Origin of the sequence: Vibrio tubiashii (assembly GCF_028551255.1) — a bacterium.
Lineage (GTDB): Bacteria > Pseudomonadota > Gammaproteobacteria > Enterobacterales > Vibrionaceae > Vibrio > Vibrio tubiashii_B.
Genome location: NZ_CP117029.1, coordinates 2,468,933 through 2,495,216 on the forward strand (window position 1 = coordinate 2,468,933; position 26,284 = coordinate 2,495,216).

At 45.7% G+C, this 26,284-nt stretch carries 27 protein-coding genes; 10 read left to right on the forward strand and 17 right to left on the reverse strand.

The features are described from left to right. Window positions 1-30 precede the first annotated feature (30 nt). The 3 genes from treR to gmhB form a co-directional block, all read right to left on the reverse strand. On the reverse strand, window positions 31-978 hold the full coding sequence (gene treR / locus LYZ37_RS11330; RefSeq protein ID WP_272785548.1) for a trehalose operon repressor TreR: 948 nt from the start codon (window positions 976-978) through the stop codon (window positions 31-33). Between the two features lie 70 nt (window positions 979-1,048). Then, window positions 1,049-1,393, reverse strand: a complete 345-nt coding sequence (locus tag LYZ37_RS11335; protein ID WP_171381776.1) for an MliC family protein — start codon at window positions 1,391-1,393, stop codon at window positions 1,049-1,051. Between the two features lie 48 nt (window positions 1,394-1,441). Further along, window positions 1,442-1,993 (reverse strand): D-glycero-beta-D-manno-heptose 1,7-bisphosphate 7-phosphatase, encoded by a 552-nt coding sequence (gmhB, locus tag LYZ37_RS11340; protein WP_004744827.1) that lies wholly within the window; start codon window positions 1,991-1,993, stop codon window positions 1,442-1,444. 222 nt (window positions 1,994-2,215) lie between these two features. Between gmhB and metN the strand changes: the two genes are divergently transcribed. Genes metN through LYZ37_RS11355 form a run of 3 tightly spaced genes read left to right on the forward strand, consistent with a single transcriptional unit; the run spans window position 2,216 to window position 4,774 of the window. Continuing rightward, entirely contained in the window at window positions 2,216-3,250 is a 1,035-nt protein-coding gene (gene metN, locus LYZ37_RS11345) for a methionine ABC transporter ATP-binding protein MetN (protein ID WP_272785549.1), read from the forward strand. After that, window positions 3,240-3,917: a methionine ABC transporter permease gene (locus LYZ37_RS11350; RefSeq protein ID WP_004744825.1), complete on the forward strand. Its 678-nt coding sequence runs from the start codon at window positions 3,240-3,242 to the stop codon at window positions 3,915-3,917. Before metN ends, LYZ37_RS11350 begins: the two co-directional genes overlap by 11 nt. Window positions 3,918-3,964: 47 nt before the next feature. After that, on the forward strand, window positions 3,965-4,774 hold the full coding sequence (locus tag LYZ37_RS11355; protein ID WP_239853806.1) for a MetQ/NlpA family lipoprotein: 810 nt from the start codon (window positions 3,965-3,967) through the stop codon (window positions 4,772-4,774). 44 nt (window positions 4,775-4,818) lie between these two features. On the opposite strand, the gene LYZ37_RS11360 is transcribed toward LYZ37_RS11355, so the two are convergent. The 4 genes from LYZ37_RS11360 to LYZ37_RS11375 all read right to left on the reverse strand — a co-directional run bounded on the left by LYZ37_RS11360 (window position 4,819) and on the right by LYZ37_RS11375 (window position 8,186). Beyond that, window positions 4,819-5,601 carry a substrate-binding periplasmic protein gene (locus LYZ37_RS11360; protein WP_171322900.1) on the reverse strand — a complete coding sequence of 261 codons (783 nt, stop codon included), beginning with the start codon at window positions 5,599-5,601 and terminating at the stop codon, window positions 4,819-4,821. Between the two features lie 223 nt (window positions 5,602-5,824). Continuing rightward, complete coding sequence (locus LYZ37_RS11365; protein ID WP_004744822.1) at window positions 5,825-7,411, reverse strand: AbgT family transporter; 1,587 nt, start codon at window positions 7,409-7,411, stop codon at window positions 5,825-5,827. A 388-nt stretch (window positions 7,412-7,799) separates the two neighbouring features. Beyond that, complete coding sequence (gene ykgO / locus LYZ37_RS11370) at window positions 7,800-7,925, reverse strand: type B 50S ribosomal protein L36 (RefSeq protein ID WP_004744821.1); 126 nt, start codon at window positions 7,923-7,925, stop codon at window positions 7,800-7,802. Further along, on the reverse strand, window positions 7,926-8,186 hold the full coding sequence (locus LYZ37_RS11375) for a type B 50S ribosomal protein L31 (protein WP_272785550.1): 261 nt from the start codon (window positions 8,184-8,186) through the stop codon (window positions 7,926-7,928). A 116-nt stretch (window positions 8,187-8,302) separates the two neighbouring features. Between LYZ37_RS11375 and tsaA the strand changes: the two genes are divergently transcribed. Both tsaA and LYZ37_RS11385 read left to right on the forward strand, forming a co-directional pair. Beyond that, entirely contained in the window at window positions 8,303-8,998 is a 696-nt protein-coding gene (gene tsaA, locus LYZ37_RS11380; RefSeq protein ID WP_272785551.1) for a tRNA (N6-threonylcarbamoyladenosine(37)-N6)-methyltransferase TrmO, read from the forward strand. Between the two features lie 111 nt (window positions 8,999-9,109). Beyond that, window positions 9,110-10,825 (forward strand): proline--tRNA ligase, encoded by a 1,716-nt coding sequence (locus LYZ37_RS11385; protein ID WP_272785552.1) that lies wholly within the window; start codon window positions 9,110-9,112, stop codon window positions 10,823-10,825. Between the two features lie 48 nt (window positions 10,826-10,873). On the opposite strand, the gene LYZ37_RS11390 is transcribed toward LYZ37_RS11385, so the two are convergent. From LYZ37_RS11390 to lpcA, 3 genes are all read right to left on the reverse strand, one after another. After that, complete coding sequence (locus LYZ37_RS11390) at window positions 10,874-12,271, reverse strand: serine hydrolase domain-containing protein (RefSeq protein ID WP_272785553.1); 1,398 nt, start codon at window positions 12,269-12,271, stop codon at window positions 10,874-10,876. Between the two features lie 117 nt (window positions 12,272-12,388). Further along, on the reverse strand, window positions 12,389-13,234 hold the full coding sequence (locus LYZ37_RS11395; protein ID WP_239825229.1) for a class II glutamine amidotransferase: 846 nt from the start codon (window positions 13,232-13,234) through the stop codon (window positions 12,389-12,391). 106 nt (window positions 13,235-13,340) lie between these two features. After that, entirely contained in the window at window positions 13,341-13,922 is a 582-nt protein-coding gene (lpcA, locus tag LYZ37_RS11400) for a D-sedoheptulose 7-phosphate isomerase (RefSeq protein ID WP_004744815.1), read from the reverse strand. Between the two features lie 307 nt (window positions 13,923-14,229). Between lpcA and fadE the strand changes: the two genes are divergently transcribed. After that, window positions 14,230-16,683, forward strand: coding sequence for an acyl-CoA dehydrogenase FadE (fadE, locus tag LYZ37_RS11405; protein WP_272785554.1), 2,454 nt, complete (start codon window positions 14,230-14,232; stop codon window positions 16,681-16,683). Window positions 16,684-16,854: 171 nt separating this feature from the next. On the opposite strand, the gene LYZ37_RS11410 is transcribed toward fadE, so the two are convergent. After that, window positions 16,855-18,105: a TIGR03503 family protein gene (locus LYZ37_RS11410; protein WP_171322912.1), complete on the reverse strand. Its 1,251-nt coding sequence runs from the start codon at window positions 18,103-18,105 to the stop codon at window positions 16,855-16,857. Between the two features lie 8 nt (window positions 18,106-18,113). Next, on the reverse strand, window positions 18,114-18,851 hold the full coding sequence (gene dnaQ / locus LYZ37_RS11415) for a DNA polymerase III subunit epsilon (protein ID WP_272785555.1): 738 nt from the start codon (window positions 18,849-18,851) through the stop codon (window positions 18,114-18,116). 56 nt (window positions 18,852-18,907) lie between these two features. Here dnaQ and rnhA point away from each other — a divergent pair, with 56 nt between their 5' ends. After that, window positions 18,908-19,372, forward strand: a complete 465-nt coding sequence (rnhA, locus tag LYZ37_RS11420) for a ribonuclease HI (protein WP_171322916.1) — start codon at window positions 18,908-18,910, stop codon at window positions 19,370-19,372. A 6-nt stretch (window positions 19,373-19,378) separates the two neighbouring features. Here the strand turns inward: rnhA and LYZ37_RS11425 are convergent, their stop codons facing one another. Continuing rightward, a complete protein-coding gene (locus tag LYZ37_RS11425; RefSeq protein WP_272785556.1) occupies window positions 19,379-20,116 on the reverse strand; it encodes a class I SAM-dependent methyltransferase in 738 nt (245 codons plus the stop codon). Between the two features lie 52 nt (window positions 20,117-20,168). Here LYZ37_RS11425 and gloB point away from each other — a divergent pair, with 52 nt between their 5' ends. The 3 genes from gloB to LYZ37_RS11440 all read left to right on the forward strand — a co-directional run bounded on the left by gloB (window position 20,169) and on the right by LYZ37_RS11440 (window position 23,243). Continuing rightward, on the forward strand, window positions 20,169-20,927 hold the full coding sequence (gene gloB, locus LYZ37_RS11430; RefSeq protein ID WP_272785557.1) for a hydroxyacylglutathione hydrolase: 759 nt from the start codon (window positions 20,169-20,171) through the stop codon (window positions 20,925-20,927). Window positions 20,928-20,997: 70 nt separating this feature from the next. Next, complete coding sequence (locus LYZ37_RS11435) at window positions 20,998-22,560, forward strand: LysM peptidoglycan-binding domain-containing protein (RefSeq protein ID WP_272785558.1); 1,563 nt, start codon at window positions 20,998-21,000, stop codon at window positions 22,558-22,560. Further along, on the forward strand, window positions 22,557-23,243 hold the full coding sequence (locus LYZ37_RS11440) for a YIP1 family protein (RefSeq protein WP_069667046.1): 687 nt from the start codon (window positions 22,557-22,559) through the stop codon (window positions 23,241-23,243). The genes LYZ37_RS11435 and LYZ37_RS11440 overlap by 4 nt, the downstream gene beginning before the upstream one ends. On the opposite strand, the gene LYZ37_RS11445 is transcribed toward LYZ37_RS11440, so the two are convergent. The 4 genes from LYZ37_RS11445 to tilS all read right to left on the reverse strand — a co-directional run bounded on the left by LYZ37_RS11445 (window position 23,240) and on the right by tilS (window position 26,271). Beyond that, the gene (locus LYZ37_RS11445) at window positions 23,240-24,091 is read right to left on the reverse strand and encodes an endonuclease/exonuclease/phosphatase family protein (protein ID WP_272785559.1); all 852 of its coding nucleotides are present in this window, start codon (window positions 24,089-24,091) and stop codon (window positions 23,240-23,242) included. The genes LYZ37_RS11440 and LYZ37_RS11445 overlap by 4 nt on opposite strands. Before the next feature lie 55 nt (window positions 24,092-24,146). Beyond that, window positions 24,147-24,485, reverse strand: coding sequence for a nitrogen regulatory protein P-II (gene glnB, locus LYZ37_RS11450; protein WP_004415234.1), 339 nt, complete (start codon window positions 24,483-24,485; stop codon window positions 24,147-24,149). A gap of 101 nt (window positions 24,486-24,586) precedes the next feature. Continuing rightward, the gene (locus tag LYZ37_RS11455; protein ID WP_171322927.1) at window positions 24,587-24,901 is read right to left on the reverse strand and encodes a c-type cytochrome; all 315 of its coding nucleotides are present in this window, start codon (window positions 24,899-24,901) and stop codon (window positions 24,587-24,589) included. Between the two features lie 50 nt (window positions 24,902-24,951). Next, window positions 24,952-26,271 carry a tRNA lysidine(34) synthetase TilS gene (gene tilS / locus LYZ37_RS11460; RefSeq protein ID WP_272785560.1) on the reverse strand — a complete coding sequence of 440 codons (1,320 nt, stop codon included), beginning with the start codon at window positions 26,269-26,271 and terminating at the stop codon, window positions 24,952-24,954. Between the last annotated feature and the right edge of the window lie 13 nt (window positions 26,272-26,284).

Sequence of the window (26,284 nt, forward strand, 5' to 3'; positions counted from 1 at the left end):
ATAATTTTAAATCACTTTGAAAATAATGGCTTAGATTGAGATAGGTTCTTGAGTGATATGAACTTGCTCAAGCTCACCATTAATTTGAGAAATCAGCAACTTAGCAGCCCTTTCGCCGGCTAAAGAGTAACCTGGGTCAATACTAAATACTTTGGGAAATAGGAAGGAAAGCAGTTCATTTCCACCCACACCAGTGACAACCACATCCTCACGATTAAGCTCTTGTAAACGCTTAATGACCCCTAAAGCTAAGGTGTCACTGGCACAAACAATCGCTTGAACGTCTTGGTTCAAGACATCGTCCACCAGCAAATAAGCGCTCTCGTGGTTTAGTTGCCCTGTCTGATAGTTCGGTGAAATAGAGTGAGATTGGCACCAATCGAGGTAAGCGTCTAAACGCAACTTACCTGTGGTTTTATCACTAGGGTCAACACCGATAAATGCGACGTTGTTGAGGCTCTTTTGTTCTAAGAATTGCAACGCCTTAACAATGACTTGTCTATTGTCGTAGTTGATTGACGAAACTTTATCTGTGTCCATCGCGATAACCACAGTGCGATTGTGCCAGCTCGCGAGCTTAGCAATATCAAAGTCACTAAAGCCGAACACGATGACGCCATCAACATTGCGCTTTTTCAGCACATCCAAATGGTCGTTAGTCTTTGCTCGGTCGAACTGGCTCTCCATAATGACAACATCATAGCCCGCGCTATATAAGGTATTAAGCATACTGCCCACGGCTTTGTTTTCTGATGGAGAATCGAGACGAGAGATAATGACCCCTACCACTTTTTGACTTCCTCCACGCATCGCTTGCGCTGATTTTGAAGGAACATAACCAGATTCCTGAATCACCTGTTCGACCTTAGCACGTGTTTCTGGCTTAACTTTAGGATCGTTAGTCAGAACACGAGAGACGGTCGATTTGCCTACGCCGGATAACCGGGCAATATCAAGAATGGTTAGTTTTTTTCTCATAAAATCGTGGGTCTAGTAGTTGAACGTTGCAAGGAGGCGATACGCCTCCAGACACGCTATCGTAAAAGATCTATTGGGTAATGCAATTTTTATACACCAAGTGGCCAAGCTCTAAGCGAGCTTCTTTGCCTTTGGTATAGAGGGTCACTGGGTTTTGTATTTCTGCGGTGCCATCGTGGAGAATGTACTTAGTGCCAGAGCCAGAGGGAACCTGGATCATGCGATAGTCTTTCTTAGGTAACCTTAGCAGTGCCGTATAATCATTGGGCATTATGGCTAACTTGAAGGTTTCGCCACCACTACATTGATAGAATAGAAAATCACCTTGATAGTGGTTTTCACGTTCCATCGAAGTAAAAGAGCACGCTGACACGCTCAGCCCTACTGCGAGTGCAATTAACAACCGATATCTCATGATTCCCTCCAAACAAAACAAAGGCCGCCCTTGGCAGCCTTTTTCAGTTTATTTTGCTAAATACGCTGGGACTTCTTTAATACTGTCGAGTACCACAGACGCGATAGCTTCGCCCTTCTCTGTGACAGGTTTGCCTGTACGGACAAGGATTTTGGTGCCAACACCGGCTGCTTCGGCTGCCATCATGTCTTCGGCTTTATCGCCCACCATAACAGAGTTCGCCATATCAATTTTCAAGAAGTCACGCGCTGAGATAAACATCCCAGGCTTTGGCTTACGGCAATCACAATCTTGCTTATATTTGCCTTGACCGTGTTCAGCATGGTGTGGACAGTAGTAAATACCATCAAACTCAACGCCGTTATCGACAAAGTTCCAGTCCATCCATTGGGTCAAAGATAGAAAGCGATCTTCACTGAACTTACCACGAGCAATCCCCGACTGGTTTGTCACCAATACCAGTTGGTAGCCCATATCTTTCAGTTTCTTGGTCGCTTCAAATACGCCATCAACAAACTCAAAATCGTGCTCATCATGAACATAGCCGTGATCGATGTTAATCACGCCATCTCTGTCTAAAAAGACTGCTGGTTTTGCCAAAATATGCTTCTCTATGTACTTTGCTTTACAAGAATTATTGCACGCTTTATTTCTTTCATCACTATCTAATTACTAATCGATTGAGCAAAAGATACGTTTAGACGTCTAGACGTAAAAATATCTATTGACAGAAAACATGTAAGACCATAGCATCATCTACTAAATGAGATGTAGCTCAACATTATCTGCTGCTCTTCATCTAATCTGATAGCGGGTCTCTCGATGATTGAAATTAATCAAGTAAATAAGGTGTTCTACCAAGGCAGTAAGGAAATACATGCCTTAAAGGAGATCAACCTTCATATTCCACAGGGAACAATCTTTGGTGTTATTGGCTCATCGGGAGCAGGGAAAAGTACGCTTATTCGTTGTGTAAACATGTTAGAAGCACCGACAACAGGCTCGATTGTTGTTGATGGTGTCGATCTCACAACACTAAGTAAATCGCAACTTAGCGAAGCTCGCCGTAACATCGGTATGATCTTCCAGCATTTCAACCTACTGTCATCGCGCACAGTTTTTGACAACGTTGCTCTACCACTTGAGTTAGCAGGCAGAGATAAAGCGCACATCAGCACTAAAGTGACTGAGCTGTTGAAACTGGTCGGCCTTGAAGATAAGCATGAAAGTTACCCTTCAAACCTAAGTGGTGGTCAAAAGCAGCGTGTCGCGATTGCACGTGCTCTTGCGTCTGACCCAAAGGTTCTCCTGTGTGATGAAGCGACTAGCGCATTGGATCCGGCAACCACTCAGTCGATTCTAGAGCTGCTAAAAGAGATCAACCGCAAACTCAACATCACTATACTTTTGATTACTCACGAAATGGACGTGGTCAAAAGCATTTGTCACGAAGTAGCGATCATTGGCGGTGGTGAGCTAGTCGAAAAAGGGACTGTCGGTGAAATTTTCGCTCATCCAAAAACAGAACTGGCGCATCAATTCATTCGTTCTACACTCGACTTGTCGATTCCAGAAGATTACCAAATTCGCTTGCAAGCAACGCGTGTGGAAGGCAGTTACCCATTGGTGCGTCTAGAGTTCACAGGCGCAACGGTTGATGCTCCTTTGATGACGCAAATTGCCCGTAAATTCAACATTGATGTCAGCATTCTCAGCTCTGACCTCGATTACGCCGGTGGTGTGAAATTCGGCATGATGGTCGCAGAACTATTTGGTAATGAACAAGATGACAATGCAGCGATTGAGTTTCTGCGTGAGCACAAGGTAAAAGTAGAGGTGCTAGGCTATGTCCTTTAACGAAATTTCACAGTGGCTGAGCTTAAACAGCAATCTACTTATTGGCGCGACTTGGGATACTATCTACATGGTTGCTGTGGCGGGCATTGTTGGCTTTGCCGTTGGTATTCCACTCGGTGTGATTCTGCATATCACCAAGAAAGGTGGCTTACTCGAGAACACGAAACTAAACAGTGTACTCGGCGCTATTGTTAACGTGGGTCGTTCCGTACCTTTCCTAGTGCTGATGGTCGCCATTATTCCAGTTACCAAACTATTAGTTGGCACATTCATCGGTACAACAGCAGCCATCGTGCCTCTTACAATCGGCGCGATCCCATTTGTTGCTCGTCTTATCGAAGGTGCTCTACTTGAAGTCCCAACGGGATTAGTTGAAGCAGCACAATCGATGGGCGCAACTCCGATTCAAATTATTTCTAAGGTACTGCTTCCTGAAGCAATGCCTACCATCGTTAACTCGGTAACCATTACACTCGTCACGCTTGTCAGTTACTCAGCAATGGCAGGAACAGTTGGCGGAGGCGGTCTAGGTGACGTCGCCATTCGATACGGTTTCCACCGCTATGACGTGGTCATTATGGCCGTGACTGTGGTAATGCTTATCGTGCTAGTTCAAATCATTCAGTCCATTGGTGATGCGATTGTCCGTCGTGTCGATCACCGCTAAGAATACAATAAAGAATACTCACAGATTTAATTTATAAGGAGATAGTGATGAAATTCAGTCTTAAAGGTCTATTAACTATCGCAGCTGCTGCATCAGCATTGGTACTAGCAGGTTGTGGAGAAAAAGAAGCAGATACTAGCAAGATCAAAGTTGGTGTTATGGCTGGTGCAGAAGCACAAGTTGCTGAAGTTGCAGCTAAAGTCGCTAAAGAAAAATACGGCCTAGATGTAGAGCTGGTTACTTTTACTGATTACGTAACACCAAACGCAGCACTAGACGATGGCTCTATCGACATCAACGCGTTCCAACACAAGCCATACTTAGATCAGCAGGTTGCCGATCGCGGTTACAAACTAACTATCGCGGGTAACACGTTTGTTTACCCAATCGCAGGTTACTCTAAGCAAGTGAAAGCGGTAGACGAAATTCAAGAAGGTGCTCGTATCGCAGTACCTAACGATCCTACAAACCTAGGTCGTTCACTGATTCTACTTGAGCAACAAGGACTGCTGAAACTGCGTGAAAACGTTGGCCTGCTAGCAACAGTGCGCGACATCGTTGAAAACCCGAAAAACATCACTATTGTTGAGCTAGACGCAGCACAGCTACCACGCTCTCTAGATGACGTTGCGCTTTCTGTTATCAACACAACTTACGCAAGCTCTATCAACCTAACACCACAAAAAGACGGTGTATTTGTTGAAGACAAAGAGTCTCCATACGTAAACCTAATCGTGTCGCGTGAAGACAACGCACAAGCGGAAAACGTCCAAAACTTTGTTAAGTCGTACCAGACTGAAGAAGTTTACACAGCGGCTTCTGATATCTTCCAAGGTGGCGTAGTTAAAGGTTGGTAATCACTTACTTTTACTAACTTAAGCTCTCAAGGGTTGACGTAATGTCAGCCCTTTTCTTTTGGTGGCACTGTTTTTAGACTATCGAAGTAGTCATCAATGATGGCTTCATAGCGTCCATCATCCTTCATTTCTCTTAGCACTTGGTCGAATCTGTCTCTAAGCCACTGATGCTCTTTCAGCTTAGAAAACGCGATATAGCTGGGTGTGGCCTCGATTGGCGGCGAGAGTATTTCCAGTGCTTGTTCCATTTGTTCACTAGCCAGAATGCTTCGCGCACCAAAATCATTATTTACCCACACATCAGCACGCCCCGTCCTGACCAAGCGAGCACAATCTTCAGTTCGGTTGCGCCAAAAGACTAGCCTAAAGCGCCCATCCGCCAATAAAGCATCCATCTGCTTACCATAACTGACTCGATTCACAGCGCAGATAGCGACCGCTGAAACATCACGGGATAAAAAATCATAGCTACTTATTTTACTGCTTCTTTTTACTACTAGGCTGATATTCTGCGTAAACAAAATCTCATTAGAGTAATCGGCAAACTTTTCACGTGTTGGATTTTTAAATGCGGTAAAAATAGCGTCAGCACGACCAAACTGAACATTACTCAAGGCTCGTGCCCAAGGTAAAACTTCTATTGATATCGGGACATCGAGTTCATCAAACACGGCCTCAACAAGCTCGACGGCCACACCAGATAACTCCCCTTCGCGATGGACGATATAGGGCGGATAGTCAAGCGTGACTAACTGCACTGTGGTTGAACTGACTGCGGGAAGAGAGCACAACCATATCAATAGCGACAAAGCCCAAAGCTTACCCATGCTCGTTGGCTTGAATTACGGAATGATATGAGCCTGAAGAAAGCTCGGGATTGGAAAGAGCTGAGTTTGCTGAATCATTTTACCTCCAAGGCATGGCACTCTACCGATAAGTAAAGTTCACCCCTACCACTTGTCAACTCTTCAGGCTGTACAGAAAAACCTTTAGGTACAAAAAAGCCGGAGCAATGAGCTCCGGCTAAATCGTTCAATAAAGTACGTGTGATTAAGGCGTGTAGTACGTCGCCGCACCAGGACCTACAGGTAGACCCAAGATAAACACCCAAACGTAGAACAGCAAACTCCAACCCACGATGAACACGATTGAGTAAGGTAGCATGGTCGCAATCAGCGTACCGATACCTAGGTTCTTCATGTATCGCGTTGCTACAGCAAGGATAAGACCGAAGTAGCTCATCATAGGCGTGATGATGTTAGTAGTCGAATCACCGATACGGTAAGCCGCCTGAATAGTTTCTGGCGCGTAGCCAACTAGCATCAACATAGGAACAAAAATTGGTGCTGTTACTGCCCATTGTGCAGATGCTGAACCGATCATTAGGTTGATGAAGCCACACATAAGAATGAAGGCGAAGAACAGCATTGGGCCAGTTAGACCAATCTCTTGTAGGAAGCTCGCGCCTGCAACAGCGAAAACTTGACCAAAGTTAGTCCACTTGAAGAATGCTACAAATTGAGCAGCGAAGAATACCAGTACAATGTACATGCCCATTGAAGACATAGACTTAGACATTGCATCGATAACATCGCGATCTGTCTTCATCGTGCCAACAACTTTACCGTAAACAAAGCCAGGTACAGCAAAGAATACAAAGATAAAGGCTACGATACTCTTCAGGAATGGTGAGCCAGCAATAGTACCTGCGTCAGAGCGAAGGATGCCGTCTGCTGGAACGACTGTCCATGCAAGAAGCGCTGAAACCGCTAGTACCGCAAGACCAGCAAGCTTAAGACCTTTTTTCTCTACAGCAGTTAGACCACCCATCTTGTCTTGAGACAGGTCTTCTGACGCTTCTTCATCATTGTATTTGCCTAGCTTAGGCTCAACGATTTTCTCAGTAACAAAAGCACCAGTGATCGCAATGAAGAAAGTCGACACAAACATGAAGTACCAGTTAACTTCAGGTCCAACCGTGTAAGTTGGGTCAATCATTTGCGCAGCAGTTTCTGTAATACCAGACAGCAGTGGGTCAACAGTACCGATTAGCAGGTTTGCAGAGTAGCCACCTGAAACACCAGCGAATGCCGCAGCAAGACCAGCTAGAGGGTGACGACCTAAAGAGTGGAATAGCATTGCCGCTAGCGGGATAAGTACCACGTAACCTAGCTCAGATGCCGTATTAGAAATGATACCTGCGAATACAACCGTTACTGTAACCATGCGCTTAGATGCGCCCATTACCATGCCGCGCATTGCCGCTGACAATAGACCAGAATGTTCAGCAATCGCAACACCTAGCATAGCAACTAACACTGTACCTAGCGGTGCAAAACCAACAAAGTTTTTCACTAAGTTAGTAACGATTAGCTCCAAACCATCAGCATTTAAAAGGCTGACAACGTGGATCATGCCATCTGCTGCACGACCTTTCGCACCTTCAGGGCGCGGGTCCATAACAGATACTTCAAAGTAACCTGCAATACCAGATAGCACTAAGATAGCTAAACAGAAGATGGCGAATAGAGTGATAGGATGGGGTAATAGGTTCCCCAAATATTCAACAGCGTCTAAGAAACGCGTAAATAGCGGTTTCTTAGGTGAATTTTGTTTAATTGAAGCAGATGAACTCATCTGTTCCCTCCTTGTAGTTATTCCTGCGCAAATGTGACAAAAATGTTCCAAATGCCAGCGCAGGGTACTCGACAAAATACTCAATTAGAAATGCAAAATGTTACAAAGTGTGTAACAAATCATATTATTTAACGCATTTTGCACAAATAATTAGCAAATATCACCAAAACAAAACCAAATAACAGAATTATAATTTATATAAATGCATTCATTCTGTTTATTTAATGGCCTTTAAGTCGTTGATTGGTATAAGGAGGAAACTCAACCACCAAAGAGAGGCATAAATTACGCTTATCTATAACCAAGCACTCTGGTGGTTTAAGAGAGGGGGACAAGCCTCAAACTACGATAGTCAAAAATGAGAGCTTTATCCGATTGAGATTGGAGGTTACTTTTGTACCGCTTTAAATCTTGGATTGGTTTTGCAGATAACGTACAAACGCCCTCTTCTTTTAACGATTTGACAATCAGGATGGCGATTTTTAGCACTCTTAAGAGATTTTACGACCTTCATTTATTTGTCCCCTTTAGAAAATTGACCAAATCGACGCTTAAAGTTAGCGACACGACCTTCCTGATGAATGACACGCTGCTTACCTGTGTAGAAAGGGTGTGATCTAGAAGAAACTTCAATCGTAAAGTACGGGTAGGTTTTGCCATCTTTCCACTCAATAGTGCGATCAGTTTGCAATGTTGAACCGATAAGGAAGTACTCATCAATGCTTGTATCATGGAAAACCACGGTTCGGTATTCAGGGTGAATGTTGGGTTGCATAATTACCTCAATAAAAACTGTTATGTTATAACGTTTTAAATAATAATCATTATCAACAAGTTTTACTACTCTTTTTTGTGATACTTTTTCCTCATCACCAAATTGAGAGAAAAGAGATGTATTCCATAGAGCCGATCGGTTTTATTGAAAGCCCATATAAAGAGAAGTTCGCCGTTCCTCGACAGCCGAGCTTAGTGCCAGCTGCTCGCTCGCGAGTAAAACTAGTTGGAGAGGCGAATAGTCCCGAAGCGGTACGCGGGTTGGAGCAATTCTCCCATGCTTGGTTATTGTTTCTGTTTGACCAGAATTTAGCGGCAGGATGGAAGCCTACTGTCAGACCACCTCGACTGGGTGGCAATGAGCGTGTAGGTGTATTTGCTTCTCGTTCGACGTTTAGACCCAATGGGATTGGTATGTCTGCGGTTGAAATTAAAGGGATCACAAAACAAGGCGATCAGATCTATCTCGATCTTGGCAATGTTGATTTAGTCGATGGCACTCCCATCATCGACATCAAGCCGTATATCCCTTATTCAGACTCGATTCCTCAAGCACTAGGAAGCTACGCAGAAGCGGAACCTGAAAAGTCTCAAGTACTGTTCTCGTCATTGGCCACAGAGCAGTTAGAAACCCGAGGCTATCTTGACTATCAAAAGACCGTGATTGAGCAGGTGTTAGCACAAGACCCTCGCCCGGCGTACAAAAAGAACAAGCCTGATAGTAAAGAATATGCGGTAAATTTGTTCGATCTGAATGTGAAGTTTACCGTTAACGATAACTTAATAACGGTTACTGTGATTGAAAGCTTTTGACAATGGCATTTGGCTGATATTATAAGCGGCTAACAATTTTCCCCTCGTGGGACTTCCATACTCCTGTCCATTCTGGCTTGAGTATCTAACTTTAATAAACGGATAAGTTAAATGCGTACCAGTAATTATCTTCTTTCTACTCTGAAGGAGACTCCAAACGACGCAGAAGTAGTGAGCCACCAGCTCATGCTACGTGCAGGTATGATCCGTAAGCTGGCTTCAGGTCTCTACACCTGGCTACCTACTGGTCTACGTGTACTGCGTAAAGTCGAAAACATCGTTCGTCAAGAGATCGACAATGCAGGCGCAGTCGAAACATTGATGCCCGTTGTTCAGCCGTTTGAACTATGGGAAGAGACAGGCCGCAGCGAGAAGATGGGTCCTGAGCTACTTCGCTTTACTGACCGACACACTCGTCCGTTTGTTCTTAGTCCAACAGCTGAAGAAGTGATCACTAGCCTAGTGCGCAATGAAGTGAGCTCTTACAAACAGCTACCGCTAAACCTGTACCAAATCCAAACTAAGTTCCGTGATGAGCGTCGCCCACGTTTTGGCGTAATGCGTGCACGCGAATTCTGCATGATGGATGCGTACAGCTTTGATATTGATAAAGAAGGTCTACAGAAGTCTTACGATGCAATGCACGATGCTTACTGTAAAGCCTTCGACCGTATGGGACTTGAGTACCGCCCAGTACTGGCTGACTCAGGTGCTATCGGTGGTAGCGGTTCTCAAGAGTTCCACGTACTTGCGGAAAGTGGTGAAGACCTAATTGCCTTCTCTACTGAGTCTGACTACGCAGCGAACATCGAAAAAGCCGAAGCACTTGCTCTGGCTGACGAAGCTGCGGCTCCAACTCAAGAGATGACGCTAGTTGACACGCCAAACGCAAAGACAATTGCTGAGCTTGTTGAACAGTTTGAGTTGCCAATCGAGAAGACGGTTAAGACTCTATTTGTTAAAGCATCTGATGAAGTTGACACTGACCTAATCGCACTTATCATTCGTGGCGACCACGAACTGAACGAAGTGAAAGCGGAAAACCTTCCTCAAGTTGCCGCTCCTCTAGAGATGGCAACAGAAGAAGAGATCCGTGCCCTAATCGGCGCTGGCCCTGGCTCACTAGGCCCTGTTGGTCTTAAACTGCCATTCATCGTTGACCGCACTGTTGCTGTAATGAGTGACTTTGGCGCAGGCGCTAACGTAGACGACAAGCACTACTTCGGTATCAACTGGGGTCGTGATGTTGAGCTTGGCCAAGTTGAAGACTTACGTAATGTAGTTGAAGGTGATCCAAGCCCTTGTGGTAAAGGTACCATCGCACTGAAACGTGGTATCGAAGTAGGTCACATCTTCCAACTAGGTAATGTTTACTCTCAAGCAATGAACTGTGGCGTTCTTGGTCCAGACGGTAAAAACGTTATCCTAGAAATGGGTTGTTACGGTATCGGTGTTTCTCGTGTTGTTGCGTCTGCAATTGAACAGAACCACGATAAGTACGGCATCATCTGGCCTGACGCACTTGCACCTTTCCAAGTCGCGATCGTTCCAATGAACATGCACAAGTCAGAAGAAGTGAAAGAAGCGGCTGAGAAACTGTACGCTGAACTGACGGCAATGGGCATCGAAGTGCTATTCGACGACCGTAAAGAGCGCCCTGGCGTAATGTTCTCTGATATGGAGCTAATCGGCGTTCCTCACACTATCGTCATTGGCGACCGTTCAATGAAGGAAGGCAACTTCGAGTACAAGAACCGCCGTTCTGGTGAGAAGACCGCTGTCGCAATGGCTGATATCGTTGAGCATGTTAAAGCTCAGCTAGCGTAAGTTAGCCCCTAGAAAGACAGAAGGCCGATGGAGACATCGGCCTTTTTTCTATTTTACTTTTTTGGCAAAGCCATTATAAAACGGCGCCTCTTGGGTTAGCCCTGTCAGTTTGCCAGTTTTACTGAACCTAAAGTAAAACGTCGATTCAAACTCCAGTGGCTTGAAATGATTTTCTGCTACTTTGTGTAACGCATAGGCGTCTTGCTGGTAACCTTGAATATAGAGCAACCCATTACGAATAAAGACATCAGCATAAAAGTCCTCACTGTATTGATACCTTCCAATCAATGGCTTTAACTCCTCAAGATCCACTTTCAACACTTCGGTTTGATAGAGTGGAAAGTCAACCCAACCTTCTGTAAGCGAAACCGCGCGTAATATCTCTTGCGCAAGCTGATCGCCTCTTTGACCATTGGTCAAAACTACCGCCCCGGTACCAAGCTTCGGATAGAGGACAAAGTGCCCTTCAAAGCCGTGGTTGATGCCGCCGTGGAATACATAGCCTTCTTTGCTACTATGATTACGGAAAAAACCAAGTCCCATAAAGCTTGTCCCAGGGTAATCAATTTGCTGGATACTCTCTTGGCTTAGCCAGGACTCGTCGTCTCCAATGTAGGCTTGGTGAACGGCCAGAAGCATACGAGTCAGATCTGTAGGTGTTGTCCACAAACCAGCCGCACTTTTAGCCGCGTATTTGTGCCACCCTTTTGCAACCCATTCGCCATATCGGTGAGCGTGGGCAAACTTTGTGTTCTCTTGCTTTTCTGTAGGCTGAACAAAACTAGAGTTGACCATTTTTAATGGCTCAAACACTTCCTGATCCGCTATCACTTCGAACGGCTTATCGTAAACCTGTTCAAGAATGTGCTGGACGAGAATGTAACCGCCATTGGAGTAATGATAGTCCCCCACTACAAACTCTTGCTTTAAAACACCAAGCTTGGAATCGCTACGAGTAAAGATAGTCAACTTAGGGAGCGCTTGATCGCTCTCGACCCCCATATAACCAGTATGGTTAAAGCCCGCTTTATGTGACAATAACTGACGCAGCGTAACAGGAGACTTCACGGCTTTTGCAAACTCTGGTGCAAGCAGGGGTTGGATGTACTCATCTAATGTTAGTAAACCTTTCTCTATGGCTCTCAAAGTGATCAAAGTGGTGACAGGCTTACTCATTGAGGCCACTTGATATCGGGTATCAGTGTTAACTAGTTGACCTGATTCATGACTCAAACCATGGCTAAATTGCCACTCTTTTTGACCCTCTTTGAATGTACTAACACTCACACTGGGGATCTGCCAAAAGGCCATTCGTTCATCTAATGAGTAGCGTAACTCGGGATTAGACGCATACTTATAACTGGCGACTAAGTTAGAAAATGCCTCTGGCTGCTGTGCCAGTACCGACGAGCTGAACAGCACAATGGACAGTAAAAAGCCTCTCATAAACACCTACCTTAAATAATAAAAAACCCATTGATATTATTTTGATATCAATGGGTTAAATATAAACTTTCGACTTGTTCTCAATGATTTTAGAAGCACATCTCGAAATTTGGTTTATTACTCTAACGGTTCGGTAGGTGCCTGACTGGCCACTTTTTTGGGCGCATATGCGACATCAGCCAGTTCATCGGCATTACCATCGATCAGCTCACCAAAATGAAAAATGCCAAACTCGCCCGGCTTCATTCGGTGCCATGTTTCATTGCCCGTCAGCGGTTGAGTCACAATAACAGACACGATGTCATTAGGCGTTGTTTCTTCTTGGAAGTTAATTTCCACATCTTCATCAAGTAACGCGGCTTTACCAAATGGCGCACGACGGGTTATCCAATAAAGGTGGTTAGTACAGTAGGTCATGACATACTCACCGTCTGAAAGCAGCATGTTAAACACGCCCTTCTCTCTCAGCTTGTCACAGCACTCGGCAACAAAACGAAACACCCCCACCATATCTTGCGGTGGTTCTGGATACTCATCTTCCATCTGCTTAAGCAACCAGCAAAATGAGAGCTCACTATCTGTTTGCCCAACAGGGCGATGTCTACCCGTTACTAAGTCTTGATAATCGCTCAATTGACCATTGTGAGCAAAGGTCCAATAACGTCCCCACAGTTCACGGGTAAAGGGGTGGGTATTTTCAAGATTCACTGCACCGCGATTCGCCTGACGAATATGGCTTATCACCGCACAGCTTTTAATCGGATAATTCTGTACCAGCTCAGCAATCTTTGAATCGCAACTTGGGTTCGGATCTTTGAAATTACGAAAGCCTTTACCCTCGTAGAAAGTGATTCCCCAACCATCGCGATGCGGACCGGTGTTACCGCCGCGCTGCATCAGCCCGGTAAAACTAAAACAGATATCGGTTGGCACATTGGCGCTCATTCCGAGCAGTTCACACATGGTTTACTAAACTCCCTTAATCCTTGCGTGCGGTTTCTTCTTTAATAGCATAAGCGCCAGCGAATTCGCTAGCGCTTATAGTTATAAGTAAAAACAGTAACGACAATTAAGCGTTTTCCATCTCTTTTTCGATCAGTTGAATCACAATGTGAATGATCTTAATGTGAATCTCTTGAATTCGGTCAGCGTAACCAAAATGAGGAACACGGATTTCGATGTCCGCTAGGCCTGCCATTTTGCCGCCATCTTTACCCGTTAGGGCGATGGTTTTCATGCCTTTAGCTTTCGCTGCATCAATCGCTTTTAAGATGTTACCTGAGTTACCCGAGGTTGATAGGCCAAATAGCACATCACCTTTGGCACCCACGGCTTCAACATAACGAGAAAATACGTGGTCGTAACCAAAGTCATTACTTACACATGATAAGTGGCTTGGATCAGATATAGCGATACCTGGTAAACCCGGACGATTTTCGCGATAGCGACCCGTTAGCTCTTCTGCAAAGTGCATGGCATCACAGTGTGAACCGCCGTTACCACAAGAAAGCACTTTACCACCTTGCTTAAATGAATCAGCCAGCATCTTCGCTGCCGCTTCAATTTGCGCAATGTTGTTTTCATCGCTTAAAAACTTATTCAGAACGTCAGCAGCTTCGGTCAATTCGTTTTTAATTAGGTCCTGGTACATAGGTTAATCTCTAATTTTTGTAATAAATAGTTCTGTGTGAAATACAGAAAACGTTACCTACAGAGTTTACTCAAACAATTCTCACTGTCGATAGCTTGCTGATAACAATTCCCGCTTTGTTGCAAATCTTGGTTCACAAAAACCGCATAGCCCATCATTTTTAGACTTTTCACTCTACTTAGATCACTTTTTAAGCAAATACCGGTTTTACATTTTATTAATATTTTGATTACACTTAACTGGTTAGACCTCTTACATGTTATCGGCATAAAACAGATTAAATTCCGCCGTAATAAGGAACATAAATATGGACATCTTGCTCTCTCTACTTGGCTTTACCGCAGTTCTCGCGATCTGCTTGTACCACCGCAGTTCACTGCTGCTCTCCATCGCTGCATTAACTGCCACAATGGTTGTGCTCTCTATCTTTGGTAGTGCTGGCTCTCTTAGTTGGATCTTATTCGTCGCTGCCATTGCGACCCTAGCAGTCCCATCCATCAGACAGTCACTAATCAGTAAAAAAGCCCTCGCTCTATTTAAGAAAGTGCTTCCTGCTATGTCGCAAACAGAAAAAGAAGCGCTTGATGCCGGTACCGTTTGGTGGGAAGCAGAGCTGTTCAAAGGTAAGCCTGACTGGAAAAAGCTGCACGACATTCAAAAGCCTCAGCTAAGCGCCGAAGAGCAAGCCTTCTTAGATGGCCCAGTGAACGAAGTCTGCGCTATGGTCAATGACTACAAAGTGACTCACGAGCTAGCCGACCTCCCACCTGAAGTTTGGCAATACCTGAAAGACAATAAGTTCTTCGCCATGATCATCAAGAAGAAATACGGTGGCCTTGAGTTTTCTGCTTACGCTCAGTCTCTGGTATTGCAAAAGCTAACAGGTGTCTCTAGCGTGCTTTCTTCGACGGTTGGTGTACCTAACTCATTAGGCCCAGGCGAACTGCTGCAACACTACGGTACAACAGAGCAAAAAGATTACTACCTACCTCGTCTTGCAGAAGGTAAAGAGATTCCATGTTTTGCTTTGACCAGCCCTGAAGCTGGATCAGACGCAGGCTCTATTCCTGACTTCGGTGTGATATGTAAAGGACAATGGGAAGGCAAAGAAGTATTGGGTATGCGCCTGACATGGAACAAGCGATACATTACTTTAGCGCCTGTTGCGACTGTTTTGGGCCTCGCCTTTAAACTGCGTGACCCTGAAGGATTACTAGGCGAGCAACAAGATCTAGGTATCACCTGTGCTTTGATCCCGACCCATCTAAAAGGTGTTGAAATCGGCAATCGTCATTTCCCACTTAACGTTCCATTCCAAAACGGTCCAACACGCGGTGAAGACCTATTTGTGCCACTCGACTTTATCATTGGCGGCCCGAAAATGGCCGGACAAGGCTGGCGTATGCTGGTTGAGTGTCTGTCAGTAGGCCGTGGTATCACTCTACCGTCAAACTCTACCGGTGGGATTAAAACCGCTGCATTAGCAACAGGGGCTTATGCAAGAATTCGTCGTCAGTTCAAACAACCTATTGGCCACATGGAAGGGGTTGAAGAGCCATTAGCACGTTTAGGTGGTAATGCCTACGTAATGGATGCGGCAAGTACTTTGACCGTTGCAGGTATCGACCTTGGCGAAAAACCATCAGTTATCTCAGCGATCGTCAAATATCACTGTACTCACAGAATGCAACGTAGCGTTATTGATGCGATGGACATTGTTGGTGGTAAAGGTATCTGTATGGGGCCAGCAAACTTCCTTGCGCGTGGCTATCAAGGTGCACCAATTGCCGTTACTGTTGAAGGCGCAAACATCTTAACCCGCTCTATGATTATCTATGGTCAAGGCGCGATTCGCTGTCATCCATATGTACTCGAAGAAATGAACGCCGCCTACTCAGATTCTTCCGATGCTCTAGATAAGTTTGATAGTGCTTTGGCAGGCCACGTGAGCTTCACCATGAGTAATCTTGTTCGCAGCCTGTGGTTAGGTCTAACTGATGGTCGTTTCTCTGATGCGCCAGTGAAAGATTCAACCACTCGTTACTACCAGCAATTGAACCGCTACAGCGCTAATATCGCCTTCCTTTCAGATATTTCAATGGCTGTTCTAGGTGGCTCACTGAAACGTAAAGAGCGCTTATCTGCACGCTTAGGCGATATTCTAAGTCAACTGTACTTAAGCTCGGCAACGCTAAAACGCTATGAAAGTGATGGTCGTATTGTCGAAGACCTTCCGCTGGTACATTGGGGTCTACAAGATAGCCTGAAACAGACCGAAATCGCTGTCGATGAGTTCTTAGCTAACTTTCCGAATAAATGGCTGGGCAAAGCACTGCGCGTTTTAATTATGCCATTTGGTCGAGTACGCAAAGCACCGAGCGACAAGCTAGATAGCCAAGTAGCTCAGATCCTACAAACGCCAAGTGAAACTCGCTCTCGCATTGGCCGTTACCAGTACTTTGAAGCGAGTGAATTCAATGCTGTTGGTCGTATCGAGCAAGCGCTTGAAATCATCCTTAAAGCAGAGCCAGTTTTCGATAAGATTTGTAAAGAGACAGGCAAACGCCGCCCATTCTTGCGTCTAGATGAGGTGGCAGCAATCGGGCTAGAAAAAGGGATTATCGATACTAACGAAGCGAAACTGCTGCGTGAAGCTGAAGAGCAACGACTATATGTCATCAATGTTGATGATTTCAGCCCTGAGGAGTTAGCAGCAAAGCCTCAACCGCAGCTTTCTTCAGCAATGGATGAAGTCGCGTAAATCATTAATTAAGACGGAACACATTAGTACGAACAAGGGCTGCATTTGCAGCCCTTTTTAGTGAGTAAACCCTAACGTTTATCATTTTAACTGAACGAGAAACTAGGGTCTGTTGACCTTAACCACGTCAGATTTTACTTATTGAACACGGCGCTTGGGTCGCTAAACAGGTTACTTCTTCGGCATTTCCAATTGCATCTCAGGTATCGCTTGCTTACTCGCCTTAAGCTTACGTCTAACAAACCAGACCACTAAGCCGAGAATAACCACCACAACGTTACCGACGCCAATAACAATCATAGTACGAGTACGCTTTTCTTCGCGCATTTGAATCAGTTGCATTTCTTCTAACAGCTTCTGCTGCTTAAGGCGCTCTTCTTCCTGCAATCGGCGCGTCTCCGCCATATCAACTTCCGCCACCACACTATAGGTGTGATCTGTTAAAGGGAAAATCAGCGGTCGCTCAGACCCCATCTCTGTCGCAAACGCTTCGCCAGTCCATGAGTAAAGGCCAATCGCCTCACTATACGGAATTTCCAGTTCAAGTTTATTGCTTTCCGCTTGTGCCGAACCTTGCACAGACGTTAGTTCACCACTAGGGGAAGTATGCTCAACATGGCCTGCGATTGAACCGGGCAAAATCATCCCCTGCTCGCCAGCCATAACAATACGGTTAGGACTCATTGCGTCGCGAGATTGGATAAAGGTGGTTTGCAAAGGTGTCGGATAAACCAGTACTTCTTGCTCTTGAGCGCGCAAGAACACACCATTACCCGAAGTAATTCTTACTCGATACTTACCCGGAGCACTCGTAATCGGCAAAGAGACCGTGAATATACCGTCACCCGCTACTTCATCAAGCCCTTGCCCATCATCGGCAAATTCACCAATCACTTCTGGGATAGGTTTAGCTTCTTTAATCAGCTCATCTTCATTTTCAATATATTTGGTAAAGGTTACTTTAAGTTTGACCCGGTCAAGGAAGTCACGCAGTACCAAAGGTTGGTCATCTGACGTCAATCTGGCGTTAAACTTAATCGACTCCCCTTGGAAAAGGCGATTAGGGAGTTGGTCGGTAGTCAACTCAAGGTGAGAGATGAGCTTAATTTTATTCTTCGGTGTGACTCGACCAATCGCTTGCCACGGCCCGGGCATTGGGTTATCAATCGAGACGATATCCATTGAGGACTCTTGATACCAACGGACATTATCTGGACTGCGCCACGCGTAATACTTTTTACCATCCGGTCTAACAAGGACCACTGGTTGAGAGCTTTTTGAACGATAGATAACGAAGGTAATCTGTTTGATCGAGGGATCAACTCTAAAACGGTTATCCAATAACGACATTGAGGACTCTTCAGCGCTATAACCTAACGCGCTAAACAACATAGCGACTATGGCAATCCAAATCCTCAACATCCTTTCTCCTATTGACGCCAGAGGCAGCTTCCGCTTTTCTCGACGATATCTAATCTACTTTGATGGGCTTCTATTTCATCGGCGCTTGCACGTAAAACCTTTAGCGCTTTTCGTCCACTTGCTGCACGTTTTATCGCTTCGCCGCCCTCTTCGTTGCCATTTCCGGCATTAAACTGCAAAGAAGTCTGCCCACCTGTCATTAACAGGTATACGTCGGCCAGAATCTCCGCATCGAGCAAAGCCCCGTGGAGCGTACGGTGCGAGTTATCAATGCCGTATCGATCACATAACACATCAAGGTTGTTTCGCTTGCCTGGGAAGATCTTCTTCGCCATGGCGAGCGTATCGGTCACCTTACAGTAGTCGACCGTTTTACCAATCTGCGGATCGAGCATTCCAAACTCATAATCCATAAAACCGACGTCGAAGGGCGCGTTGTGCGCCACCAGCTCAGCATCTTTAATGAATTCAAGAAACTCTGCGTGAACATCTTGGTACTCTGGCTTATCGACCAAGAATTCATCTGTAATACCGTGGACTTCTACTGCATCGGGTTGAATTTCTCGATCTGGCTTAATATACACATGAAAGTGTCGCCCAGTCAGCTTGCGGTCGATAATTTCAACCGCACCGATCTCGATAATGCGATGGTCTTGGTAATGAGGCCCGCCTTCGCGGTTCATACCGGTTGTTTCGGTATCGAGTACCACGATACGGTGTTGCTTAGAATTGTTGCTAGTATTCATAACAAAATGTGTGTCAGACTATGCCAATAATGTGCTTAACCCAATAGTATCAAATCATGACGAAACAGGTGGAAATTTTCACTGATGGTTCCTGCTTAGGCAATCCTGGCCCTGGTGGTTACGGTGTGGTTCTTCGCTACAAACAAACCGAAAAGACATTAGCCAAAGGTTATACGCTCACAACCAATAACCGTATGGAGATGCTTGCGACCATTGTTGCGCTGCAAGCCCTTAAAGAGCCATGCGATGTGATTCTCACCACAGATAGCCAGTATGTTCGCCAAGGCATTACCCAGTGGATTCATAACTGGAAAAAACGCGGCTGGAAAACCGCAGATAAAAAACCCGTCAAGAACGCCGATCTTTGGCAAGCACTCGACAAAGAAACCGAACGTCACAGCGTTGACTGGCGTTGGGTTAAAGGTCACGCTGGCCATCGCGAAAACGAAATGTGTGACGAACTAGCGCGAGCAGCTGCGGAAAACCCGACTGAAGAAGACAGCGGCTACAAGCCCAGCTAGCAAAACTCAATGACTTTGCTTATTCGACACTTTGTAATTGACGCTAACTGGCGTCAATTTTCTTTTTAACTTCCAATGTGGCTTAATCGGCTTAAGTGGATAAGTTCGTTTACGTGCGACAATAAAATACAAACTGCCCATCGGCGACGCCCAATCACCCAGGCTATTCTCAAGCCATGTCCACATCGTCCGATATTTCTGCATCGGGAACAGGGCATAGCTATCGCACTCAATCACTTGATAATTAAGTAACCCTAACCAGTCCTTAATTCGATTTGGCGTAAACATCCTGCCACTCCACGGAAGGTTGTTCCTTCTCCATGGCATCAAGCTCGCCAAGCCCGTCAAGCTGATTGGGTTGAATCCAGTGATAATCAAATAGCCATCATCAATCATCACCCTATCGACTTCGCGTAACATTCGATGCGGGTCATTACAGTAATCGAGCTGGTGTGCCATCAAAACCGCGTCGAAACTTTTTTCTAAAAAGGGCAAATCGTAGCCATCTGCGATGACATTATGCAACGGGTTCTGGATATCTAGATGAACTTGATGTTGAATATTACAATTGAAACTGGTTAACTCGCAGCTCAAGCCTCCCAGCTTTAGCAAATGATAACCGAACAGCTTAGGGCACCATTCGTCAACGCGGGTTTGAATCGATTCATTCACCCACTGACCATTTTTTAGCTGAGACCATGAATGAGGCTTTTCAAGCTTTTTGCTGCTACGTGCTGGCTTCATAGTTACCTGCTTCACCCAAGCGTCTGTTGACCGATATACTGGAGACACAACCATGTTGAATATCAAAAGCATACCTGCATTTAATGATAATTACATCTGGCTGATCGAAAATAGCGATCGCCGTTGTGCTGTTGTCGATCCAGGTGACTGTGCGCCTGTTTTGGCGTATCTCAAAGCGCATAACTTGAGTTTAGAAGCGATTCTAATTACCCACCATCACAATGACCATATCGGCGGTGTACCAGAATTAGTAAGACAGTTTCCAGATGTGGACGTTGTCGGCCCAGCTAATGAGCCCGTACCTACCTTGACGCATGCCGTTGATGCCGGTGACCAGATAGAGCTATTTGATGAGGTCTTCTTTGTGCTTGGCTTGGAAGGTCATACTCGCGGCCATATCGGTTATGTAGGGGATGGTAAACTTTTCTGTGGTGATGTGCTGTTTTCAGCCGGTTGTGGACGTGTCTTTGAAGGTACGATGAAACAGATGCACACTTCCCTCACCAAACTTGCCGCTCTGCCAGAAGAAACCGAGGTCTACTGCGCACACGAATATACTGCAAGTAACCTCGCTTTCGCTCTTGCGGTAGAGCCCGACAATGAGCTTCTACAGCAGTATCGTGACGAGGTTAATCGACTCAGAGCGCAGAACAAGCCCACCTTACCGACCACGATTCGACGCGAGAAATGGATCAACCCTTTTCTGCGTACCGATCAGCAAACTGTCATCCGTTCTGTCGCAAATCGTACAGTTCAAAGCGACTCACTCGCGATTTTTAGCGCATTACGTGAGTGGAAGAACGAATTTTAACGTTTTGCCGCTTGTCACCTACTAATTGAGGCAAGTATTATCAGCAGCCAATTAAAAAAAGGGCTGTGCAATGCGAGTGAAACACAGCTGGGTATTAGCGCTATTATTATCAGGTTGTCAGCTTACCCAGCCGACTGACTCTGGAGAAGCCGTCTCTCCGGAAACAAACAATCCAACAGTTAAGCAAACTGAGCCAAGCGCTCAACCAGCAAAACCTATCGTCAAATCCGAGCCAGTGGTGACTCCACAGACACAACAAGATGTCTGGAAGCGTATCGCTATGCAATTAGAGATGCCTATCCCTGACCACAAGCTCGTTGATTACTACCGTACATGGTATCTGAAACACCCTAACCACCTAAAAACTGTCTCACAACGTGCCGAACCTTTCTTGTATCTTATTACCGAGAAGATCGAGCAGCGTGATATGCCGTTAGAACTCGCGCTTTTGCCTGTGGTAGAAAGCTCTTTTGATGCTTTCGCTTACTCGCATGGCAGTGCTGCGGGTTTATGGCAATTCGTACCGGGAACAGGTAAACAGCAAGGCCTTAAGCAAAACTTTTGGTATGACGGACGTCGTGATGTCGCTGCCTCAACTGATGCCGCGCTAGATTACCTAACCTATCTCAACAAACGTTTTGATGGCGAATGGACTCACGCCATTGCTGCCTACAACAGTGGTGGCGGACGAGTGTCTAGTGCAATTCGCAAAAACACCAAACTTGGCAAGCCTACAGATTTCTTCTCGCTTGATTTGCCTAAAGAAACCAGTGGTTACGTACCAAAGCTGCTTGCTCTAGCAGACGTTGTCGCTAACCAAGAAAAGTATGGTATCAATATTCCAGCGATTGCTAACAAGCCTGTCGTTGAACTTGTTGACCCTAAAGAGCAACTTGACCTCGCCATAGCCGCTAACTACGCGGGTATCAGTGTTAAAGAGCTGCAAGGCCTCAACCCTGCATACAACCAATGGGCGACAGCACCGGACGGGCCTCACCAATTACTTCTTCCAAAAAATAGCGTCGCTAAGTTCAATCAAGCGGTAACAGAAAACCGCGGTAAAGGGATGAAGGTCGTTCGTTATAAGGTGAAGTCCGGCGATAGCCTGAGTGTCTTAGCACAAAAGTACAACACCACTGCCAACGTCATTCGCACTGCGAATAACCTCAGTGGCAACAATATTCGTGTCGGCCAACACTTGATGATCCCAACTTCGACACGAGACGACAAAGCTTATGCCCTTAGCGCGTCAAACCGTTTAGCTAAGACACAAGCTAAGTCTCGTGGTCAATTTAAGCTCACGCACACAGTTCGCTCGGGTGACAGCTTATGGTCGATTGCTCGCGCCAACAAGGTCTCACATCAGTCATTAGCAAAGTGGAATGGTATGGGACCAAGAGACACCTTGCGCGTTGGTCAAAAACTGGTGATTTGGAAAAACAGCTCAGACGGCGCGATCATCCGCACTGTGTTCTACAACGTACGCACTGGTGACACCATCAGTGGTATCGCGAGCAAATTTAAAGTCAAATCGAACGACATCGTTAAATGGAACGATCTCAGCAGACAAAAGTACCTTAAGCCAGGTCAGAAACTTAAGCTGTATGTAGACGTCACTAAGGTAAGTGTATGAACCCGTCAAGTAACCCGTTAATTATGCTAGTCGATATTTTCCGTTCGCCTAGCGCCTGTTTCTTAGCTCTCTACCAACGTGGTGCTTGGGGCTGGCAGCCGTACATTTTCTTAGTGCTCTCGCCATTTCTTTTCTGGGGCGCTTACTTCGACATGGTTGATTTCGAGTGGCTAAGGCAAGGACTTGCAGCGCAACTGGCAGAAACCAACCCAAAACAGTTAGAACTGCTTGATGCCAATACCTTGATGGCGAGTGAAATCATTAGTGATATTGCCGGTAGAACGTTGACCATTCTGATGCTCGCTTTCTGGTTTAACCTTGCGACAAAACCAAGCCAGCATCAGCATGGTTTCTGGAAATGGTTTGCAGCTAGCGCAGTGATCACTTTCCCTGCGATTATCGGTGACTTGGCAAGTTATGTAAGTGCGCTACTAAAACATGGCCAAGTCATGGTGTACGCCGCTGATTTAAATAGCCTTAACGGGTTGTTAAAGCTGCCACTAACTAATGAGTGGTCGCAGTTTGCCAGCTCATTCCCACTATTACTGCCTTGGTACATTGCCTTAGGTTACGCCGCGGTAGGTACTTGGACTGAATTTGAACGCGGTCAGGCACTGGTTATTTCCGCGCTGCCTTGGCTTGCTTACTACCTAATTTGGGCGCTTTATATCCTGATATTCTAGAGTGCTAAGCGAAAGCTAACTAAAATTGGATTATGATCAGAGGCGTCAGAGATTGGCGCCTCTGCTGTTTCCAGCGTTAAGCCACGATAAAAGACATGATCAAGTGGCAAGCCAGTCACAAACTGAGTGCGATTATCTGGTTGATAATCGACTTCTTCTAATCCTAGTGACGTTAGCGCTTTTGACATCACAGCAAAGCGCTCTTCGCTCCAACTATTGAAGTCTCCGGCAACAATTATCGGGCCGTGATGCTGACCCAGCTCTTTAGTCAATGCCGTTAACTGACGATGGTACTCTTTAGTACCGTAGGTGAAGTTAACCGCATGAATGTTGACCACAGCCAACTGCTCCCCAGAAGAAAGTGGATAGAGGGCGTATAGTGCCGATTTAGGTAAACGTAGCCAAGGCTCTAGTTCAGTGTAGGCACAGGCTTTGCTTGGCGTATTCATGGATAGGTTCAATACCCCTGCGGAAGTATCAAACGCTTTAAACGCATCAACCTGACTACCAAACCAACCCTGTTTCGCCACCCAATCGATGAGTTCAGGTGTCATGCTGGCTTCTTGCAACAAGACCAACTGCTTTCCATCCGACAGCTCGGCTAAACTTTGCTGCCAATTTTCTCTATTTTGCTTATAGATATTCCAGACCAGTAGCTTGAGCTCACCACGATTATCCAAAACAGGCGCTTGTTCATTACGATAGCATTGCAAAGATAACGCGACATTATTGCCTGAAATAGACGCGATCTGAGCTTGCTGAGTAAAGCTAAAGATCGATTGATAGCCGACAACGACCACTAAGGATAAGACCAGAGACAAGATGATGAAGTAAGCGCTTTTCTTCATTGCATTACCTAAACAAAAAAGAGCCTTACGGCTCTTTTTAAACAATACTTATGGGTTAGATGGCGTCTTCGTCTTCTTCGCCAGTACGAATACGGACAATACGCTCCACATCAGTGATAAAGATCTTACCGTCACCGATTTTTCCAGTTTGTGCCGTTTCGATGATGGTATCAACACATTGATCAGCCACTTCATCCGTAACTACGATTTCGAGCTTAACCTTAGGTAGAAAATCAACCATATACTCGGCACCACGGTATAGCTCTGTATGACCTTTCTGACGACCAAAGCCTTTAACCTCAGACACTGTCATACCTGTAATGCCCACTTCAGCGAGTGCTTCACGTACGTCGTCTAACTTAAACGGCTTAATGATGGCTTCAATCTTTTTCATGTTCTTCCCTTAAACTATTGTAACTAGCGTCATTATCCCATGTTCAATGGCTAATAAAAAGCCCGAGCTTTGTTGCTCGGGCTCGCAATCTATCTTATCGACTACTTCAAACTAGCGTAATAAGCCGCTAGGTTAGCAACATCGGCATCGCTTAGCATCGCTGCTTGCGCTTGCATTACGGCCGCAAGACCACCGTTACGCTCTTTGTTCTTGTATGCGTTGATCGAGGTAACAAGATACTGCTCATTTTGACCTTTTAGGTTTGGATAACCAGGGATCACAGCGATACCATCTGCACCATGACAAGCCGCGCACACTGCCGCTTTTGCTTGACCTGCTGCAACATCGCCTGCAGCTAGTGCGTTACCACTGAGTAGACCCATTCCAATTACCAGTCCTATAGCGATTTTCTTCATTGCTCTTCCTTATAATTCCATGCTAGTTGTACGTTTTTATGTATACAATTTTACATAAAGCGTGATCCCTTGTCCCAGACAAGTTCACAATCCTGACCTATAAAGTGGCGATCAATAAACATATCCCCTACGGCAACGACCCTATCACCACACATCAAGATAGGGGTTCTACGTCGCAACCAACTTGGCACACCATACTCTTGGAACAGCTTTTTCAGTTTGCGGCTATGCCCACGCTCTGCTGGATGCGCACTTAGTCCCTCTGGATTAAAAGTGACGCGCAGCGGACTTTGAGCTAACGCCTGTTGAGACAATCTCCCCTCACTCGAAGGGACGAGCACCAAGCTTCCTAATCCATCAGGCAAAGGACAAGGCTTATCAATATCGAGTGGTTGCTGCCACTCGGCAAGTGATTGCCAATCTCGAACGATGTAAAGCTTGTTTAAATAGCGGCGTACTTGCACCTCAGGAAGCTGCAGCTGTGGATTGGCATCCGCTTTCGCCTTTGCAACCTCTAACCAAACCTTACTCAATTGCTCACGGGTAGGCATACGCAGGTGATTTTGCTCAAGCCACATACGAATCAATCGTCCACAGATCAGAGTTGAAACGCTTTCCAACATCGTAATAGACAGGCTGCCATCATCACATAAACATTGCTGGTACTTCTCAGCCAAGAGTTCATCCAACAGCTGTTCCTGCTCAGAGCAAAGTTCGGCTGTACGCTGAACCGCTTGCCTAATATGAGGCCAACGCTCCACTAAAGCTGGCGTCAATGAGTGACGAACAAAATTACGCTCAAACCTCTGGTCTAGATTACTTTCGTCTTCTACCCAAGCTAATTGCCTAGCGTGAGCAAACTCTTCAATTTCATGCCGAGAGATAGTCAACAACGGACGCAGCAAATTCGCCTGACCAAATGGCATACTCTGCGCCATTGAGGACAAACCTTTTGGGCCGCTACCGCGCTTGAGAGCAAGGAAAAAGGTTTCGATCTGGTCATCAGCATGCTGACCAGTGAGCAGTAGATAATTCGGCTGCAGATGTTTTTTAAGTGCGGTATATCTGGCTTCACGAGCACTCTCTTCAATACTTCTGCCTTGAGTTGCCAGTTGAACCTTTTCTAACACAAATGGGATACCAAGCTCCTGACACCAATGTTCACATTGCTCAGCCCAACTGTCTGCATTCTCGCTTAGACCATGATGAACATGAACCGCCAGACATTCGAGCTTGCGCGAGTTACAGTAGCTTGCCATCAGTTCAAGCATGACCCGAGAGTCAAGCCCACCGCTTAGGGCAAGGACGATTCGGTTACCGGCTTGATAGTGTTGGTCGAGAGTGTGTTGAAAAATAGATTCGAGCTTCATAGCGAGTAACATT